Origin of the sequence: Nitrosomonas sp. (assembly GCF_021731985.1) — a bacterium.
GTDB lineage: Bacteria > Pseudomonadota > Gammaproteobacteria > Burkholderiales > Nitrosomonadaceae > Nitrosomonas.
The window spans coordinates 1-17,226 of the sequence record NZ_JAKFWH010000073.1 but is presented as its reverse complement, the minus strand read 5'-3'; the positions used below and the strand labels follow the sequence as shown (position 1 = coordinate 17,226).

At 47.4% G+C, this 17,226-nt stretch carries 24 protein-coding genes; 10 read left to right on the top strand and 14 right to left on the bottom strand.

The features are described from left to right. The 4 genes from QZ942_RS14140 to QZ942_RS11275 form a co-directional block, all read left to right on the top strand. Window positions 1–96, top strand: a 96-nt coding sequence (locus tag QZ942_RS14140; protein WP_366835997.1) for an IS3 family transposase, incomplete at its 5' end; no start/stop codon positions are given. Between the two features lie 117 nt (window positions 97–213). Continuing rightward, window positions 214–1,158, top strand: coding sequence for a methylamine utilization protein MauJ (mauJ, locus tag QZ942_RS11285; RefSeq protein ID WP_292995611.1), 945 nt, complete (start codon window positions 214–216; stop codon window positions 1,156–1,158). A gap of 257 nt (window positions 1,159–1,415) precedes the next feature. Further along, window positions 1,416–1,664 (top strand): BrnT family toxin, encoded by a 249-nt coding sequence (locus QZ942_RS11280; RefSeq protein ID WP_366836427.1) that lies wholly within the window; start codon window positions 1,416–1,418, stop codon window positions 1,662–1,664. Continuing rightward, window positions 1,654–1,905, top strand: coding sequence for a CopG family antitoxin (locus QZ942_RS11275; protein ID WP_292995609.1), 252 nt, complete (start codon window positions 1,654–1,656; stop codon window positions 1,903–1,905). Before QZ942_RS11280 ends, QZ942_RS11275 begins: the two co-directional genes overlap by 11 nt. 366 nt (window positions 1,906–2,271) lie before the next feature. On the opposite strand, the gene QZ942_RS11270 is transcribed toward QZ942_RS11275, so the two are convergent. The 13 genes from QZ942_RS11270 to QZ942_RS11210 all read right to left on the bottom strand — a co-directional run bounded on the left by QZ942_RS11270 (window position 2,272) and on the right by QZ942_RS11210 (window position 12,499). Beyond that, window positions 2,272–2,553, bottom strand: coding sequence for a DUF768 domain-containing protein (locus QZ942_RS11270; protein ID WP_292995607.1), 282 nt, complete (start codon window positions 2,551–2,553; stop codon window positions 2,272–2,274). A gap of 304 nt (window positions 2,554–2,857) precedes the next feature. Continuing rightward, window positions 2,858–4,042: an ATP-binding protein gene (locus QZ942_RS11265; protein ID WP_292995605.1), complete on the bottom strand. Its 1,185-nt coding sequence runs from the start codon at window positions 4,040–4,042 to the stop codon at window positions 2,858–2,860. 98 nt (window positions 4,043–4,140) lie between these two features. Continuing rightward, window positions 4,141–4,749, bottom strand: a complete 609-nt coding sequence (locus QZ942_RS11260) for a glutathione S-transferase (protein ID WP_292995603.1) — start codon at window positions 4,747–4,749, stop codon at window positions 4,141–4,143. A 140-nt stretch (window positions 4,750–4,889) separates the two neighbouring features. Then, the gene (gene djlA, locus QZ942_RS11255; RefSeq protein ID WP_292995601.1) at window positions 4,890–5,678 is read right to left on the bottom strand and encodes a co-chaperone DjlA; all 789 of its coding nucleotides are present in this window, start codon (window positions 5,676–5,678) and stop codon (window positions 4,890–4,892) included. Window positions 5,679–5,788: 110 nt separating this feature from the next. After that, complete coding sequence (locus tag QZ942_RS11250) at window positions 5,789–6,031, bottom strand: BolA/IbaG family iron-sulfur metabolism protein (RefSeq protein WP_013966565.1); 243 nt, start codon at window positions 6,029–6,031, stop codon at window positions 5,789–5,791. 63 nt (window positions 6,032–6,094) lie between these two features. After that, the gene (locus QZ942_RS11245) at window positions 6,095–6,850 is read right to left on the bottom strand and encodes an ABC transporter permease (protein WP_292995599.1); all 756 of its coding nucleotides are present in this window, start codon (window positions 6,848–6,850) and stop codon (window positions 6,095–6,097) included. After that, window positions 6,847–7,764 (bottom strand): ABC transporter ATP-binding protein, encoded by a 918-nt coding sequence (locus tag QZ942_RS11240; protein WP_292995597.1) that lies wholly within the window; start codon window positions 7,762–7,764, stop codon window positions 6,847–6,849. Before QZ942_RS11240 ends, QZ942_RS11245 begins: the two co-directional genes overlap by 4 nt. A gap of 43 nt (window positions 7,765–7,807) precedes the next feature. Then, complete coding sequence (locus QZ942_RS11235; protein ID WP_292995595.1) at window positions 7,808–8,161, bottom strand: STAS domain-containing protein; 354 nt, start codon at window positions 8,159–8,161, stop codon at window positions 7,808–7,810. Window positions 8,162–8,170: 9 nt separating this feature from the next. Further along, complete coding sequence (locus QZ942_RS11230; RefSeq protein ID WP_292995593.1) at window positions 8,171–8,791, bottom strand: phospholipid-binding protein MlaC; 621 nt, start codon at window positions 8,789–8,791, stop codon at window positions 8,171–8,173. Window positions 8,792–8,865: 74 nt separating this feature from the next. Further along, window positions 8,866–9,333 (bottom strand): outer membrane lipid asymmetry maintenance protein MlaD, encoded by a 468-nt coding sequence (mlaD, locus tag QZ942_RS11225; protein WP_292995591.1) that lies wholly within the window; start codon window positions 9,331–9,333, stop codon window positions 8,866–8,868. Next, window positions 9,333–10,130 carry a lipid asymmetry maintenance ABC transporter permease subunit MlaE gene (gene mlaE / locus QZ942_RS11220; protein WP_292995589.1) on the bottom strand — a complete coding sequence of 266 codons (798 nt, stop codon included), beginning with the start codon at window positions 10,128–10,130 and terminating at the stop codon, window positions 9,333–9,335. The genes mlaD and mlaE overlap by 1 nt, the downstream gene beginning before the upstream one ends. Beyond that, complete coding sequence (locus QZ942_RS11215; RefSeq protein ID WP_292995587.1) at window positions 10,123–10,935, bottom strand: ABC transporter ATP-binding protein; 813 nt, start codon at window positions 10,933–10,935, stop codon at window positions 10,123–10,125. Before QZ942_RS11215 ends, mlaE begins: the two co-directional genes overlap by 8 nt. A gap of 112 nt (window positions 10,936–11,047) precedes the next feature. After that, window positions 11,048–12,499 carry a sodium:alanine symporter family protein gene (locus tag QZ942_RS11210; RefSeq protein ID WP_292995585.1) on the bottom strand — a complete coding sequence of 484 codons (1,452 nt, stop codon included), beginning with the start codon at window positions 12,497–12,499 and terminating at the stop codon, window positions 11,048–11,050. A gap of 310 nt (window positions 12,500–12,809) precedes the next feature. Between QZ942_RS11210 and QZ942_RS11205 the strand changes: the two genes are divergently transcribed. The 6 genes from QZ942_RS11205 (at window position 12,810) to QZ942_RS11180 (ending at window position 17,134) form a co-directional block, all read left to right on the top strand. Further along, window positions 12,810–13,646, top strand: coding sequence for a thermonuclease family protein (locus QZ942_RS11205; RefSeq protein WP_292995583.1), 837 nt, complete (start codon window positions 12,810–12,812; stop codon window positions 13,644–13,646). A 325-nt stretch (window positions 13,647–13,971) separates the two neighbouring features. Beyond that, a complete protein-coding gene (locus tag QZ942_RS11200; RefSeq protein WP_292995581.1) occupies window positions 13,972–14,205 on the top strand; it encodes a helix-turn-helix domain-containing protein in 234 nt (77 codons plus the stop codon). Window positions 14,206–14,218: 13 nt separating this feature from the next. Then, window positions 14,219–15,904, top strand: coding sequence for a site-specific DNA-methyltransferase (locus tag QZ942_RS11195; protein WP_292995579.1), 1,686 nt, complete (start codon window positions 14,219–14,221; stop codon window positions 15,902–15,904). Window positions 15,905–15,906: 2 nt separating this feature from the next. Continuing rightward, a complete protein-coding gene (locus QZ942_RS11190) occupies window positions 15,907–16,431 on the top strand; it encodes a zeta toxin family protein (protein WP_292995577.1) in 525 nt (174 codons plus the stop codon). After that, window positions 16,428–16,649, top strand: a complete 222-nt coding sequence (locus QZ942_RS11185) for a hypothetical protein (protein ID WP_292995575.1) — start codon at window positions 16,428–16,430, stop codon at window positions 16,647–16,649. The genes QZ942_RS11190 and QZ942_RS11185 overlap by 4 nt, the downstream gene beginning before the upstream one ends. Then, window positions 16,646–17,134 (top strand): DEAD/DEAH box helicase family protein, encoded by a 489-nt coding sequence (locus QZ942_RS11180; RefSeq protein ID WP_292995573.1) that lies wholly within the window; start codon window positions 16,646–16,648, stop codon window positions 17,132–17,134. The genes QZ942_RS11185 and QZ942_RS11180 overlap by 4 nt, the downstream gene beginning before the upstream one ends. Here QZ942_RS11180 and QZ942_RS14135 read toward each other — a convergent pair. Beyond that, the coding region (locus QZ942_RS14135) for an IS3 family transposase (protein ID WP_366835997.1) at window positions 17,131–17,226 on the bottom strand (96 nt) is incomplete at its 5' end. The two genes, QZ942_RS11180 and QZ942_RS14135, sit on opposite strands and share 4 nt — an antisense overlap.

Below are 17,226 nucleotides of genomic sequence, written 5' to 3'. Positions count from 1 at the left end.
GTGTTTTATAACAACCAAAGACTGCATTCATACCTGGATTACAAAAGTCCGAACCAATATGAAGCTGAAGCAGCAAAAACGATGAAAGTTGCTTAACTGGGGTGTCCGGTTTTACTTGACCAGGTCATATTGCTTGGGGGGGGAGGCAACCTTCCAAGACCAATTGGTGTCCGAAGAGGGCGCATTATCACTAATTTCTTAGAAGTCAGTGATATGCCCATTCCAAGTACAGATGAAGAACGAGCAGCAATTGCTTTTTATCGAGAAGGAATATCACTCGATAATCCCTTTTATGGTTTTTTATCCCTTTTTAAAGTGATAGGTGCTCTTCTTCCTAATGGTAAGAAACGTGAGGCATGGATCGCTGATGCTTTAGATCGTCTCGACGATCATCGAGCTAAAGAAAGGCGTGAGGAGCTTAGGTCGCAAGATACCGATGTGAGTGCGTATCTAAGGGACGAATGTCGTAATGCGATAGCTCATGCTGAGAGAAACCCATATGTTAACCCAGACGAAGTTGATGATCATTTCCGGTTATCAAAAGATCTGCCATTACTAAGAAATCTCGCAGAACTAGCTATTGAAGAGAATTCAAGCCTCAAAAGATCACACACGCTTTGGCGCGAGCATCTCTATGAGCTCGCAGGATTCAAAGAATTACTTTCGGAAGAAGTGATCGACAAGCTGACAAATTCTATCCCGATTCCAGAAGGTACAATTGTCGAGATACCAGATTTATATACTGTGGCGGCTCGTCATGGAGCAGAAGTTTATTCATTCGAGAACATGAGACCTGAGATTACAGGACAAGTTGAGGGAGGCATGGTTCTTGATTTAGTTTCAGAAGACGCAGCAATTCGTATTAGAACTGTCCTTTCGTTTGCGGATGAGCGATTAGTTTTTGATCCTGTTCATGGAGTAGGTTTTACACCTAATCGTGAGAATAAAACCTATATTCGTCACGAGTTGAATGTACTACACTTTTCACTATGCATACTAAGTAATGGTCATTTGGAAATTTGGGACCAAGAGGGAGAAATAATGCTTGGCCGATCGGAAACATGTATTCCCGTTAATTGCTTCGTCAATACCGAGTTTTATGATTCAGAGTTCGCTACACTAGAGAGATTGTTAGATGATGGTTTTGCTGCCACATAATAGCAAAGCACGGGATCAGGTCGCGAATTGAGAATATAGCCGACGAATTCTATATAGTCTTGTTTAGCGGACTTGTGATGTACGCGTCACCTGTTTCGGATTCGTAATTCGGTGCCAGACCCTAGCTATACTGGCAACCAACCCTTCGGTCGAACCGTTGTGCCCGCGCCTCACCGCGAACGGCAGAGCTAAAACGCATTCCTCGATTCTTGTGTTGTGCGGTAAAAGTATAATTTATATACCATGATAACTTTTGAATTCGACGAAACAAAACTCAGGCCAACCTCAAAAAGCATGGTATTGACTTTATTGATGCACAATTACTTTGGAATGACCCAAGACTCTTGGAAATCCCTGCAAAAACTGAAGATGAGCCTCGTTATTTGATTGTTGGTGTTATTAACAACAAACATTGGTCTGCTGTTATTACCTATCGAGGAGCAAATGTTAGGCTTGTTTCTATTCGTCGCTCACGCACCGAGGAGGTTGCACTGTATGAAAGCTAAAGATTTTGAGCATAAATTTGATGAAAATGATGACATTACCGCTTCGTTGGATTTATCAAAGGCCAAGCGGGTTTTACAAGAGCAAAAACGGGTCAATGTAGATTTTCCAACATGGATGATTGAGGCACTTGATAGAGAAGCCGGGAAATTAGGCGTTACCCGGCAGTCTATTATTAAAGTTTGGCTCGCTGAAAGGTTGGAAAAATCAGATCTTACCCATCGTTCAAGCGGGAATGCCTAACGGCAGCACAAGGGGAAAGGTCACGAATTAAGCATATAGCCGATGAATTTGTTTAGTGGCCTTGTGATGTGGGCCACATTCGCGCAGAAGCATGGGGCCAGGTCGCGAATTGAGAATATAGCTAATGAATTAGAATTAGGTATAGTTCAGCAGCTTTGTGTGATGTGCGCATCACCTGTTCCGGATTCGTAATTCGGCACTTGGTCCTGGCCATACGCTATCAATTGCATCCAACAACGACTGAGGTTATTCTGAGAAAGGCTAAAGAGTAAGAATTCCTGATTCTAGACCTGATACCCTTTTTATAGAAAGACTGCTTAAAACAGTATCCGGTTTTAGTTGACCATTACAGTCGGATGGCGGGATTCAGTCGCCGTCTTCATTCTCCATCGCCAGTTGCGTCTTGAGTATATAGGCATCGACGTCGAAGTCGGTGCTGTCCGCGACCGAAGCCTGGACTAAGGGCGGGACGCGCCCCTGCTCCTCCTCGATCTCGAACTTTGAGAAGCCGGCTGCAGCCGCCTCGGCGAACAGTTTCTTCGTCAGCCGCTCTGTCCGCGCCTCGTGGCTCTCGATGTCGGGATTGGCGCCGGGAGAAATGTTATCCTCGATCCAGGTCTCGACCCACCTTAGGAAGCGTTTGCTCATGACTGCTCACCCATCTCATGCGTTGTATTCGGGGCCGGTTTCCCGGCCCACTGTAACCCACCCGATATTTCGGCCCACGCATATTAGCTTACCACATAGCATTGACTGATTCAATTGTCGGTTGATGTAGTTGGGTATGCCTAACGGCAGCACAAGGGGACAGGTCACGAATTAAGCATATAGCCGATGAATTTGTTTAGTGGCCTTGTGATGTGCGCATCACCTGTTTCGGATTTGTAGTTCTGTATTTATGTTAATAAACAAGGTGCACTAGCTACAGTTGATAAACACCCGCTGAATTCCATTATTCCCTTTTTTCTTTCAGAAGATCCATGAAATCATAGAGGGCGATGGCCGTAATCTCATTCTGTAGCGGGAATCTATCCTTCCCGGCATAAATGACAAACTTTTTGTGCGGCTGGATATCTTCACAAGCTTCATGAAATCCACGTCCCAGGCTAAAAGATGTCCCTTTTTTAATTTCTATCGCCCATCTCTCATCCACGCCAAACTCCAAGACAAGATCAATCTCAGCCCCACCTGCCGTTCGATAGTAATAGAGCCTTACGCGTGGCGGTAAAACAGAGGCTATATTTTCTATCACAAACCCTTCCCAGCTTTTGCCGACGACAGGGTGTCCCAGTAGATCATTATACGAACCGATATTCAGCAGTGCATGCGTGATACCGCTATCACGTACATAAATTCTGGGCGATTTGACCAGGCGCTTTTTAATATTGGCCGTATAGGGTTGTATTTTACGGATTAGAAGCAGATCAACCAGAAGATCGATATAGCGCGCTATGGTTACGCTTGAAACTTCAATATTGGCTGCGAGCTTGGCCGCATTGATATTGGTTCCCTGGCTATGCGCCAGCATCGTCCAGAATCTTCCTAACGTTTCCGCAGGAATTCTTGGGCCTAATTGCGGAATATCCCGTTCAAGGTAAGTTCTGATGAAATCATAGCGCCAGTTCAAACTGGTTACGTCATTACCGGTCAACAGGCTGTCTGGAAAACCACCCTTCAACCAAAGCTCATTGACGGCTTCGGATTCTTGAACGCTTTTTGCATATTCCAAGACATTAACCGGAAACATCTCAATATAAGAAATACGCCCGGCCAAAGTTTCACTGGATTGTTTAAGCAGATCAATGGAGGCTGAGCCTAAAAACAGAAACTGCCCTGCCTTGTTACCTTTTCTGCGTTGTTGATCAATGAGTCCGCGAATCTGCGCAAATATATCCGGCAATCGTTGTACTTCGTCCAAAATAATCAGCTTATCGCTGTTTGCTGTGTGAAAAGCTTCAATGTTCTGCGCTTTCTGCAAATCGAGCCGGTTTTTCAGATCAAGATAAACCGATGGAATAGTATCCGCAATATTAATAGCAAGCGTTGTTTTGCCTACTTGACGTGGCCCCATAAGCACCACAGACGAATTAGTTGCCAGAGCGGAGCGAATTTTATCTTCAAGATGCCGTGTTATCATCTATGCATATATAACATTAAATGTTATATATGCATAGTTATTATTTTTGAATCTGTGAATGAGAGTGGTATTTTATGGCTGCTTTAACAGGCAGTTAGTTAATCAGTCTCTTTCTGCATAATGTTTTGAAATAACTCTGAACTGATCAACCGATCTAACCAGGCAATCAGATGATGATAGTGAGAGGCATAAAACCAATCCGGGTTGACATTGGAAAATTGCCGGATAAACGGAAAGATCGCCATATCCGCCAGTGTGTAACGCCCGCCCAGCAGATAACCGTCCTTGCTCAAGCGTGTGTTCAATTCGGCTAGAAACGGCTCAGCTTGCTCCCGGTAATACGCTTCAGAATGCTCCGGAAAGCGGACGGCATATTTGTAGAGATCCAGCGCAGGTTTAAACGATTCATCATTTTGCTTGATCAGTGACATGATCTCAGCCGAAGCGCCCGGATCGCTATCCAGCCAGTGCTCCGGATCATTCAGGGAAAGCGCCCATTGCATGATATCCAGACTTTGTTCGAGCACACGGCCGTCAGAAAACTTTAGTACCGGTACCGTGCCTTTCGGTGAGCATTCGATCATTTCTTTAGGTTTGGCACGCAAACTGACTTCGTGTGTATCCACTTCAACGCCGCTAACTTTGATCGCCAATCGGGCACGGATCGCGAAAGGACAACGGCGGAAACTAAAAAGCAGCGGTTTCATTATCCTGTAACGTTTAGCAAGTACTGATTAGCTAACAAGCTTCTAACCGGCCGCTTCGAGCACAGCGAGAAATCCATTCTGTTGATTCCCAAAGATTCCTCATTACATTCGGAATGACAGGAGGGTTGTTCAGAAACTCCTTAGCCTGCGGCACGATTCTGATCCCGGTTCTTTTTGATCAAATCATAGGCTGTTTGCACCTCTTGGGCCTGTTCGGTCGCCACTGCGATCATTTCTTCCGGTACACCCTGCCCCATTAATTTATCAGGATGATATTGACTCATTAATTTACGATAGGCATGTTTGATTTCTTGATCGGTATTCTCTTTGCTGACACCCAGAGCTTTGTACGCATCCTCCAAAGCACTGGCCGATGTGCTTTGACCACCGGCGAAATGCATCTGATTCAGCACCATGTCGAGCAATTGCTTAAATGCGGCCGGGCTATATCCAAGGCGCCCGGCAACTACAATAAGAAGCTCTTCTTCGGCAGAGTTTAATTGGCCATCGGATAATCCCATGATAATGAGATAAACCAGCAGCATTTGTTTCAAATTATTGGAAGGGCCGCATACGGCCAGGAATTCATTAATTTTTGGATGGATATCGTAGTCTGCTGAAGCACCTTCCTTGAACAATGCAATTGCCTTTAGCCGATGATCCGGTGTCATGCCAAGTTTCTGCATGAATTGCTGCACATGCGACACTTCAGTCTCTGAAACACGACCATCTGATTTGGCCAGTTTTCCCATCAAAATAAAAACAGTCTCCAGGAAAATCGACTGACGGCGCGAAGCATTCAATGGATTCATCCCAGCCGAACCAAAAGCTCTGAATCGATCAATGATGCTTCCGACAAAGTAACCTAGGAAAATGCCTAAGAAACCAAGGATGAAGAAGCCCGCTAAGGCACCAAGTATTCTAAACAATGGAATTCCAAATTTAGCAAAAAAAGAGGAGATTATAACGAATTACCGGTTGATCAGACTGTTTTAAGGTTTGTATTGCCACCTTAAAACAAGTTTTCTCAATTCCCAGCTCAAGACTGGTTAGCCCATTGCTCCGGTGTCAGCGTTTTCATCGATAGCGCATGAATTTCCTGTTTCATCCGGTCACCCAGCGACTTATACACCAGTTGATGTTGCTGAATCATATTTTTCCCGTTGAATTCCGCGCTTACGATCAACGCGTGAAAGTGATTCCCATCATCTCCTTCTACCGCTACGTATTCACACGGCAACGAGGATTCGATATAGATTTTTACGTTTTCAGCTGTCAGCATTTCAGTCTCCTTCACGCAATTTATTAGGTTACAAAATAAGCAATTGGTATCAAAACAATGAATCTAGTAGCGCAATTTATACCCGGCTTTGAGCATACGAATGGCCAATAGGGAAATGGCCAGTAAACATATTGCCACAATCAACAAGCTAATATAAGGCGAAATATCCGATACGCCAAAGAAGCCATAGCGGAATCCATCGATCATATAAAAGAAAGGATTGAGGTGAGACAGGTACTGCCAGGCGATGGGTAATGAGTGTATGGTGTAGAACACACCGGATAAAAATGACAGCGGCATAATGATAAAATTCTGAAAAGCCGCCAATTGATCGAACTTATCGGCCCAGATACCAGCGATCAAACCCAGCGCACCCAAAATCGCACTACCTAATATAACAAACAACAGCGCCCAGAATGGCAGTTGCAGCGGAATATCAAAAAACACCAGTGTCACCAAATAAACACCCAAGCCGACCAACAATCCGCGCACAATCGATGCCAGAATATAGGCAAAGAAAATGGCGCGATAAGACAATGGCGACAATAAGATAAACACAATATTGCCGCTGATTTTTGACTGAATCATGCTGGACGATGCGTTGGCAAATGCATTTTGTATGACAGCCATCATCACCAGACCCGGAACCAGGAAAACGGTATAAGCAACACCTGGATAAACTTCCACATGCGCTTCCAACACATGAAGAAAAATCAGCAAATACAGCAAAGTAGAGACCATCGGCGCCAGGATCGTTTGAAAACCGACTTTCCAGAACCGCAGCAATTCTTTATAGAGCAACGTAAGAAATCCGGTCATTTCGATTGACTCCCGCTTTTTCTCATGATGCTGACAAAAACATCCTCCAGATCCGGCTGCTGCAAATGCATTTCCAGTATCTGGATATCCGCGACTCGCAATGACGACAAAATAAATTCCACTTGTGCATAGTTTTCAATTCTAAGTTCGGCTATTCCGTCGTGATGACTGATTTGTAATGACTGCAATGTGGGTGGCAACTTGTCCGGTACCAATCGTAGCCGCACCGATTTCCCGGCGATCATTTTTCCAATCAAGTTTTGCGTACTATCCAGTGCAACTATTTTTCCTTCTTTCAGCATCGCAACCCGATGACACAACGTTTCCGCTTCTTCGAGATAATGCGTAGTCAGAACGATTGTGTGTCCATCTTGATTGAGCTGCTTGATAAAATCCCAGAGTGTCTGGCGTAACTCAACATCCACACCAGCCGTCGGCTCATCCAGAATAATAACCGGTGGCTTGTGCACTAGCGCTTGCGCAACCAAAACACGGCGTTTCATACCGCCTGACAGTGCACGCATGTTTGCATTCGCTTTGTCAGAAAGATCCAGGCGTTCAATGATCTCATCAACCCACCGGGAATTTTCCTTGATGCCGTAATAGCCGGATTGGATTAACAGTACTTCGCGTACGGTGAAAAAAGGATCAAAAACCAGTTCTTGCGGCACCACACCCAAATTCCGGCGGGCTTGCTGATATTGTGTACGCACATCGTGCCCCATCACATGCACTGAGCCTTTGTTGGCAAGAGTCAAACCGGCAATAATGCTGATCAGTGTTGTTTTACCGGCGCCGTTAGGTCCCAGCAAAGCAAAGAATTCTCCCGCATGAATTTCAAGATCAATATCGGTTAATGCACGTAAATTACCAAAGTGCTTACACACTTGCTTGACTTCAATGGCAGGCAACATTCAATGGATAGATGAGAAGAAGATTGGCTCAGGGTTTCAAAGATCAGCAGGATTTAGCCTGATCAGATAGCGCGCTTACTTGTGGTTTGATTGAAACCGGGAACAATTCCACCACATCATATAACTGGATCAGGCTTTTAAGGCTTTCTGGCATATTAATAAACTGCAAAGAATAAGTGTTCTTGCGTGTCGCACGCAACCACTCCAGTAACATACTAATAATCGTTGAATCCACTTCAGTCACTTTAGCCAGATCAATCGTTAAGGGATGGTCGTCGAACAATGCAATCCCATCCTCAGTCAGCTTCACAACATTATCAATGGTTACCGGACCTTGCACGATAACTGTATCGTCATCGCGAAAAACTATTGATATCAAAGCATCCAGATTATTCATCCGCCGGTATTATTTCTTACCTTCCAGAGACTTATTCTTATCTGTTAATGCCTTAAGCAATCCTTCGACACCGCCCTTGCGGACTTGGCTGTTAAAAGTTCCGCGATAGTTCGTTACCAGACTCACCCCGGCAACCGTCACATCATAAACTTTCCAGCCATCCGGTTTTTTTTCCATGCTGTAATCAATTGGCACCGGTTCTTTTCCGTTCCCTTGAATGACGACAGTCCGGACTGTTGTCTCCACCTGATCGCCCAATTGCTTGATCGGGTTTACATTAATCGTTTCCTTATTATAACTGGTCAATGCATTGGAATACGTACGCACCAGCAGTGTGCGAAATTCATTCACCAGTTTGTTTTGTTGCTCCGGCGCTGCTTTTGACCAGTGCTGCCCCATTGCAAGCTGGGTCATGCGTGAAAAATTGAAATGCGGCAGTATCTTAGTTTCAATCAGATCATGCATTTTATCCCGATCGCCATTTTTCAATGCTTCATCTTTCTGGATAATCTCGATCACTTCCTTAACGGTTTTATCGACCAGTCTGTCAGGCGCTAAATCCATTGACCATGCGGGAAAAACTAACAAATTAGAAAGTAGCAATACAGTTATTCCAAGAAATCTTTTCATTGTTCCCTCACCAAAATTTTAAGTAATATGCAATACTAAACCAACAAGAATAAAATTAACAAATATCCGTTCAATCATAAAGAATCATCTTTAGCCGCTTTATCAAATAAAAAACGCCCGATCAGTTCTTCAAGCACCATGGCGGAATTGGTTTTCATGACTTTATCACCGTCTTTTAACATCACGTCATCCCCGCCCGCAGCCAATCCGATATACTGCTCGCCCAGCAAACCTGACGTCAAGATGCTGGCAAAAGTGTCTTTCGGGAATGTAAACCGGCTATCCAGGCTCATGGTAACGATCGCATCATAAGTTTGCGTGCTGAATTGAATATCGGTTACACGCCCAACCACAACGCCAGCACCTTTTACCGGTGCGCGAACTTTCAATCCGCCGATATTTTCAAAATTTCCGGTGATGACATAGCTGTGTGAAGGATTATAAACATTCAGATTACCCACTTTGAGACTCAGTATCATGAGTGCAATAATACCCGTGACCACAAATAATCCCACCCACAAGTCCATTGTTGTCCGCTGCATCAACTCACCCCTCTAAACATAAAAGCGGTCAAAATAAAATCAAGTCCTAAAATCACTAACGATGAAGTGACCACAGTTCGTGTCGTCGCCCCTGACACGCCCTCTGCCGTGGGCGGTGCATCGTAGCCTTCAAAAACCGCAATGGCTGTGACGGCCACCCCAAAAAAACAGCTTTTAATAAAACCGTTTAAGATATCAAATCTAAAATCAACCGCACTTTGCATTTGCGACCAAAAGGAGCCTTCATCCACGCCAATGAATACCACTGTCACCAGATAACCGCCAAACACACCCATTACAGAAAATATCGCCGCCAAAAACGGCATGGAAATCACGCCAGCCCAGAAACGCGGCGCCACCACACGTGCAATCGGATCAACCGCCATCATCCCCATAGCCGCCAGTTGTTCCGTCGCTTTCATTAATCCTATTTCTGCGGTAATCGCAGAACCGGCGCGGCTGGCAAACAATAACGCGGCGACGACAGGACCCAGTTCACGCACTAATGACAAAGCGACCAGTGTACCCACCGCTGATTCCGAACCGTATTTCTGCAATGTCTCATAGCCTTGAAGCCCCAGCACCATACCCACAAACAATCCGGATACGACAATAATGATCAGAGACAAGACACCGGTGAAATACAATTCACGGATGACCAGATTAAAACGGCGCAAACTGGTGCCGGATTTTAATAAAACCAGGATAAAAAAGCGACTGGCAACACCCAGCCGCCAAACGCTTTCAATCACCCGATGCCCGATATTCTGAATACTGGACACGATCCGATTAGGCAAAATTATCCTCCAGATTCAAATCCTTTTTATAAGTCTGTGCAGGGTAATGAAACGGCACTGGTCCATCCTCTTCACCATGAACAAACTGATGCACGAAAGGCGCGATCGATTCTCGCACTTCTTTTGGCGTGCCTTCGGCGGCTATCACGCCATCCGCAATGAAATAAACATAATCCACAATTTTCAAAGATTCTTGCACATCATGTGTCACCACGATGGACGTCATACCCAGTGCATCGGTCAACCGGCGTATTAAGTTTCCAATCACACTCAGTGAAATCGGATCAAGCCCGGTAAAGGGCTCATCGTACATAATCAGCATCGGATCCAGCGCGATGGAACGCGCCAAAGCAACGCGCCGCGCCATACCGCCAGATAGCTCGTTGGGCATTAGGTGATGCGCCCCGCGTAAACCCACTGCGTGCAATTTCATTAATACCAAATCACGAATCATCGATTCCGGCAAATTAGTATGTTCGCGCATCTGAAATGCGACATTATCAAAAACCGACAAATCGGTAAACAACGCGCCAAACTGAAACAGCATACCCATCTTACGTCGCAGCTTGAATAGCGCATCGCGATTGAGCTCGTGCACGACTTCTCCAGCAAATTTCACGTATCCGGAAGTTGGCTGAATTGTGCCGCCAATCAATTTGAGTAGCGTCGTTTTACCCGACCCGCTCCCTCCCATGATAGCCACGACTTGACCTCGCGGCATGGACATCTGAATGCCTTTCAGAATCGCGCGCGCGCCATAGGAAAAATTCAGGTCATTGACCTCAATTAGAGTTTCAGCTGTCATACGGTGATTTGGCTTTGAAATTGGCGCGCTATAAATTGATTGATTATCCGTAAAACCGGGCGAGTCGCAATTTTAATCCACTTTCTTTCGAAATATTGCGCTATATGCGTTCTCACGATCGTTTTTCTGTTTTTTCCTTCAGATCCTGCAAGTAAACCCGCAGATCATTCTTGATTTCGGGTGCCAGCAAATATAACCCAATGATATTGGGAATCGCCATAGCAAACACCATCGAATCGGTAAATAAAATAATATTGGATAATTGCGCTGAGGCGCCAATGATAATGAACGCGCAAAATAAAATTTTATAAATCCCCGCTACGACAAGCCGCTCACCAAACAAATACGTCGTGCATATTAGTCCATAGTACGACCAGGAAATCATGGTGGAATAGGCAAACAGAAAAACCGTTAAGGCTAATACGTAAGGAAACCACGAAATGCCGGATGCGAAAGCGCGTGAAGCCAATTGCACCCCTTCAATGCCCCCTCCTTCCACATAAGTGCCGGATATGACAATCACCAATGCCGTAATCATACAAATGACTACGGTATCAATGAATGGGCCGAGCATCGCGACCATCCCTTGACTGACCGGCACATCGGTTTTTACCGCAGAATGCGCAATCGCCGATGAACCCAACCCGGCTTCATTGGAAAAAGTAGCGCGCTGCACGCCCATTAGCAATGCGCCCATTAAAGCACCAATGCCTGCCTGCGGATACAATGCCATCTCAAAAATGGTTCTTAGCGCACCCGGGATTGCCGCATGGTGAACGCCAATCACGACCAAACCGGCAATGATATAAATGATCGCCATCACAGGAACAATACGACCGGCTACCGCTGCAATCCACTGAATGCCGCCAATAATCACCATGCCAACCAGAACGGCCATGAACAAACCAAAAAGCCAGCCCTTGCCAGCCAAAAAACCGGCCTCTCCTCCCGTTACAACTAATGCCTGCTGATAGGCCTGATTAGCTTGAAACAAACCACCCGCACCGATAGTGCCGCCAATACAACATACCGCAAACAATCCCGCCATAAACCTGCCCATTTTCGGCTGCTGTAGGCGATCAAACGCGCCGCGCAGGTAATACATCGGGCCTCCCGATATGCTATTCGGATTGTGCTTGCTTCCATATTGCCGGTATTTAATCCCCAAGGTGACTTCAACAAACTTGGTCGACATACTGAAAATACCCATAATGGCCATCCAGAACGTAGCGCCCGGCCCTCCCACTGAAATGGCTACTGCCACACCCGCGATATTACCTAGGCCTATCGTTGCCGACAGTGAAGTCATCAATGCCTGAAACCGGCTGATATGTCCGTTTGAATTTCCGCTATCATGTTTCCCGCGCAAAACATCGATGGCGTGCTTGAAATAGCGAATATTGATAAAACCCAGGTATACGGTAAAAAAAAGTGCCGCGGCAACCAGCCAGATCAATATCAACTTGATCTCAAGATCCAAGAATTGAACACTGTAAAAAACTATCGATGCCACAGCGTTTGAAACAGGTTCAACAGTAGAATCAATGACCTTATCAATTTCCATTAATTAAAGCACTCCATTGTACAAAGTATGTCAAACGCATTGTGTTTGACGCATACGGTACATTTGATCTGATTTATTTCAGAATTTTTATACGCTGTGAAAGAGAGAACCGAAATAGGCTTTATCCAAGCAGTACCGATAGCCATTTAACTGATAGTATTTCATTTTTTTGCATAAATTCACTTTCTAGTCCTAACGCGCAGTAACCGCTGAATTTTTTCATTTTGCCATATTTCTCTGGGTTTAGCATACCATGGCGTTATAAGTGATCTATCAAATATGACACACACCATTTTCTCAAGATAACATCATGTTCTTCAGCAAAAAATATTATCTGATCTTTTGCTTGATTCTCAATTTTGTCGCTCCGGCGTCATTTGCTACCGAAATATACCGCAGTGTCGATGAAAAAGGCCGCGTAACTTATTCGGACAGACCTTCCACCGGTGCAGCACCCGTCAAGATCATCAGCCAGCCCAGCCGGCAATTGTATCCAGTCGCCCGCGTATACGATGGTGATACGATTATTCTGGAAGACAAGAAACATGTCCGTTTATTGGGAGTCAACACACCCGAAATTGAAAGCCGTCAACGTGCAGAAGAGCCCGGCGGTGTCGCCGCAAAAAAATGGCTGCAGGCTCAGTTGCAGGAAAATAAGGTTTATTTGGAATATGACCAAGTAAAACGGGATAAATATAAACGTTTATTGGCGCATGTATTTCTACCGGATGGCAAGCATCTCAACCTTGCTTTACTGGAAAACGGCTTGGCCGTAGTCAGCATCATCCCGCCCAACGGGCGTTACAGCGACAAACTGATTCAAGCGCAACAACATGCTGAGAAATTAAAACTGGGTATTTGGGGCATGCCGGAGTATCAACTTCGGCCAATTTCCCAGATTGCCAATCACACCAAAGGCTGGCAACGATTTACCGGAATCCCGGTTTCGATTAGGAAAAGTAAGAAATATACGCGACTGCTGTTTAATGACAAAGTAGACATACGCGTCGCTAATACCAACCTCAATTTATTTCCTGCGCTGGATACTTACGTGGGAAAATCGCTTGAAATCCGCGGCTGGGTAGCACGCAAGAAAGACAGTTACACTATGTTAATTAATCACCCTAGTTCGATAAGGAAGCTCTGATTGAGTCCTTCGAATCTCACTACGAACGTAATCAACACCTTGCCGTTTCCTACCGAAGGACTTAATCAGAGTTTCCTTAAAGCGGTTTATATTCCGTACTTCATTCAAACCACTCCACACAAGAGCTTATGCGCAAATGCTGTTCTATTAGAATCAAAAACTTACAACGCTCGGTTCTGTGCCAACCACGGCCACCGGTCAGGCATAAAAAAACGCTGCCACAACCTTGCGTTGCGCGTAATGTTGCATCGAAGGCTTTTTATGGCTAGAAAACCACCATCCTGTTAGACTTTCAACGATTTAAGACAACCATGAAGGTCAACGCTTGATCGTCAATGCCATGAACACCAAACCGTGGGTCACAGCCGAACAAATTTCCCAGTATCTGGGCGTGGTGAAAAACACCGTCTACCGTCGGCGCGAACGCAAGGGCCTGCCTGCGCACAAGATTGGCCGACTGTGGAAATTCCAGTTATCCGAGATCGATGAGTGGGTGCGCGTGGGCGGCGCGGATGAAGAACAACGCAGCGATGGCCAAACGCTATCGTCAAAGAACTAAGGGGATGGGCTGAATGCCAACATTGAATTGGATCGGCAAAGAAGCTGTCGTCAAGCACCATAAGGACGTGCCGTTTCGTCTGCTTGAATCGGTGCCGGAACTCTCCTGCGGCTCTGCTGATAGCGGCAATCTTATCGTGCAGGGCGACAACCTGCACGCACTCAAAGCCCTGCTGCCACGCTATGCCGGCCAAGTGAAGTGCATCTATATTGACCCACCTTACAACACCGGCAACGAGGGCTGGGTCTACAACGACAACGTCAATAGCCCCGAAATCCGCCGCTGGCTGGGCGAGGTGGTCGGCAAGGAAGGCGAGACGCTGGATCGCCACGACCGTTGGTTATCGATGATGTATCCGCGCCTTGTGTTGCTGAAGCAGTTTCTGCGGGATGACGGGGCCATCTTTGTGTCCATCGATGACAACGAGGTGGCGACGTTGCGGTTGTTGATGGATGAGATTTTCGGGACAAAGAACTTTGTGGCAACGGTGCTTTGGCAGAAGATATTTTCGCCAAAGAACTCAGCGCGTCACCTATCAGAAGATCACGACTACATTGTGATTTACGCATGTAATGCGAACGCGTGGAAGCCGAACCTCCTTCCTCGTGGAGATGATGCAACAGCACGCTACAAGAATACTGACAAAGACGTTCGCGGGGCTTGGGCGTCTGGTGATTTACAAGCTCGCAACTATTACTCCGAGGGCACGTACCCCGTGACTTGCCCATCTGGCCGAGTTATATCCGGTCCAGGTAAAGGAATGTACTGGAGGGTGTCGAGGGCGAACTTCGACAAACTCGATAAGGACGGACGAATATGGTGGGGCGAATCGGGAAACAATATGCCTCGCGTCAAACGCTATCTGTCCGACGTAAAAGACGGAATCGTTCCACAAACGATGTGGTTCTACAAAGATGTGGGCCATACGCAGGAGGCCAAAAGGGAACTGTTGGACCTCGTTGATTTCGATACCTCGGACGATGTTTTCATCACCCCGAAACCGACCCGACTGATCCAGCGCATTCTGCAAATCGCGACCGACAAGGATTCGCTGGTTCTTGACTCCTTCGCGGGCTCCGGCACCACTGGCCACGCGGTGCTCAAGCAGAACGCTGAGGACGGGGGCAATCGCCGCTTCATCCTCGTCGAAATGGACGCTGACATCGCTAAGAACGTCACTGCTGGACGTATGAATCGTGTCGTCACCGGCTACACCAACGCCAAGGGCAACACCGTCGAAGGTTTGGGCGGCGGCTTCCAGCTCTGCTGCCTGTCTGCCGAGCCGCTGTTTACCGCTGAGGGGCAGATTCGCTCTGACGTCACGTTCGCCCAACTGGCCGAGTTTGTCTGGTTTGCCGAGACCGGCACTGGGTTTCAAATCCCCCCTAGCCCCCCTTTTTCAAAGGGGGGGATGGATGGTGAAGCGCAAAAGGCTTCCCCCTTTGGAAAAGGGGGAGTGAGGGGGATTTTGTCGCCACTTCTGGGCGTGCATGAGGGACGCGGCATCTACCTGCTCTACAACGGCATCCTCAAGGACAAATCTGTGAGCGGTGGCAATGTGCTCACCGGGCCGGTGTTCGAGGTGCTGCCAAAATTCGCTGGCCCCAAAGTGATCTACGCCGCTGCCAACCGCATGGGCGGCCGCGCTGCGCGCGAAGGCATCACCTTCAAGCAAACGCCTTACGCACTGGAGGTGTGAGCATGGAAGCCAAGCCACGCATCATCATTATCGCCGGACCCAATGGCGCCGGAAAAACCACCTTTGCCCGCGAGTTTCTGCCCAATGAAGCGGGGTGCCCGATATTCGTGAATGCCGACCTGATTGCAGCGGGGTTGGCGCCTTTTGCACCCGAAACGGCGGCAATTCGGGCCGGGCGGGTGATGCTGCAGGAAATGGCGCGTCATTTTTCAGCGCGCGAAAACTTTGCCTTTGAAACCACTCTGTCCGGGCGTGGTTATTTGCGCCTAATCGAGCAATGGCAACGCGCAGGCTATCGCGTCAAGCTGATCTTCCTGCAACTGGCTAGCCCGGAGGAAGCTATCGCCCGCGTGATACTGCGCGTCAGGCAAGGCGGGCATAACGTTCCAGAAGAGGTGATCCGTCGCCGATTTACTGCGGGTCGAACGAATTTTGAACATTTGTATGCGCCCAAGGTAGATGCGTGGGCGCTGTACGACAATGCCGGCGTCCAGCCGGTTTTGCTGAACTGGAGCGAAAAACCGTGAACAAACAACCAATTGAACAGGCTCACGACGCCGATATTCGCCTTTCGTCAGCCGCCTTGCAGCGTGCCGCCCTGCGCGCCCGCGAACTGGCCATAAAAACTGGCACGGCCATTGTGGTGAACCGTGATGGAAAGCTGGAATATCTGGCGCCGGAGGCACCACCTGCCGAAACATTTCACGCTCAGGAGCCGTCCGGCGATTATGGTGACAAGGCATGAGCAACTTCACCCCGAAAACCTACCAGTCGCAAGTGCTCGACAGTGTGGAAGCCTACTTCAAGGCCTGCCACGAACTGCCGTCCCCGTCGATTGCCTTCACCGCGACTACGGAGCGCTTGTGGGGCCGTGGCAGCCCGTACAACCCGCTATCGGGCTTCCCGGCCGATATGCCGTATTTCTGTCTGCGCGTGCCCACCGGCGGCGGCAAGACTTGGCTGGCGGCGAAGAGCGTACAGCTTGTCAACACGCACTTGCTGCGTTGCGAGCACAGCGTCATTCTGTGGCTGGTGCCGTCGAAGCCGATCCGCGAGCAGACGCTGCGTGCCTTGCGCGACCGCCAGCACTCCTACCACACAGCGTTGCGCGAAGCCGGCACTATCACCGTGCTGGATCTGGAAGAAGCCAAGAGCGTGACCCGCGCCACGCTGGACACCTCGACGACGATCATTGTGACCTGGTCAAGTAAAACCGGACACCCCAGTTAAGCAACTTTCATCGTTTTTGCTGCTTCAGCTTCATATTGGTTCGGACTTTTGTAATCCAGGTATGAATGCAGTCTTTGGTTGTTATAAAACAC

Excerpts from the sequence above, each read along its gene's own strand:
- QZ942_RS11205 (WP_292995583.1), top strand. The coding sequence starts at position 12,810 with ATGTTCTTCAGCAAAAAATATTATCTGATCTTTTGCTTGATTCTCAAT.
- QZ942_RS11240 (WP_292995597.1), bottom strand. The coding sequence starts at position 7,764 with ATGTTGCCTGCCATTGAAGTCAAGCAAGTGTGTAAGCACTTTGGTAAT.
- QZ942_RS11230 (WP_292995593.1), bottom strand. The coding sequence starts at position 8,791 with ATGAAAAGATTTCTTGGAATAACTGTATTGCTACTTTCTAATTTGTTA.
- QZ942_RS11180 (WP_292995573.1), top strand. The coding sequence starts at position 16,646 with ATGAGCAACTTCACCCCGAAAACCTACCAGTCGCAAGTGCTCGACAGT.
- QZ942_RS11270 (WP_292995607.1), bottom strand. The coding sequence starts at position 2,553 with ATGAGCAAACGCTTCCTAAGGTGGGTCGAGACCTGGATCGAGGATAAC.
- QZ942_RS11235 (WP_292995595.1), bottom strand. The coding sequence starts at position 8,161 with ATGAATAATCTGGATGCTTTGATATCAATAGTTTTTCGCGATGACGAT.
- QZ942_RS11260 (WP_292995603.1), bottom strand. The coding sequence starts at position 4,749 with ATGAAACCGCTGCTTTTTAGTTTCCGCCGTTGTCCTTTCGCGATCCGT.
- QZ942_RS11215 (WP_292995587.1), bottom strand. The coding sequence starts at position 10,935 with ATGACAGCTGAAACTCTAATTGAGGTCAATGACCTGAATTTTTCCTAT.
- QZ942_RS11190 (WP_292995577.1), top strand. The coding sequence starts at position 15,907 with ATGGAAGCCAAGCCACGCATCATCATTATCGCCGGACCCAATGGCGCC.
- QZ942_RS11275 (WP_292995609.1), top strand. The coding sequence starts at position 1,654 with ATGAAAGCTAAAGATTTTGAGCATAAATTTGATGAAAATGATGACATT.
- QZ942_RS11210 (WP_292995585.1), bottom strand. The coding sequence starts at position 12,499 with ATGGAAATTGATAAGGTCATTGATTCTACTGTTGAACCTGTTTCAAAC.
- mlaD (WP_292995591.1), bottom strand. The coding sequence starts at position 9,333 with ATGCAGCGGACAACAATGGACTTGTGGGTGGGATTATTTGTGGTCACG.
- QZ942_RS11265 (WP_292995605.1), bottom strand. The coding sequence starts at position 4,042 with ATGATAACACGGCATCTTGAAGATAAAATTCGCTCCGCTCTGGCAACT.
- QZ942_RS11245 (WP_292995599.1), bottom strand. The coding sequence starts at position 6,850 with ATGACCGGATTTCTTACGTTGCTCTATAAAGAATTGCTGCGGTTCTGG.
- mauJ (WP_292995611.1), top strand. The coding sequence starts at position 214 with ATGCCCATTCCAAGTACAGATGAAGAACGAGCAGCAATTGCTTTTTAT.
- QZ942_RS11195 (WP_292995579.1), top strand. The coding sequence starts at position 14,219 with ATGCCAACATTGAATTGGATCGGCAAAGAAGCTGTCGTCAAGCACCAT.
- QZ942_RS11250 (WP_013966565.1), bottom strand. The coding sequence starts at position 6,031 with ATGCTGACAGCTGAAAACGTAAAAATCTATATCGAATCCTCGTTGCCG.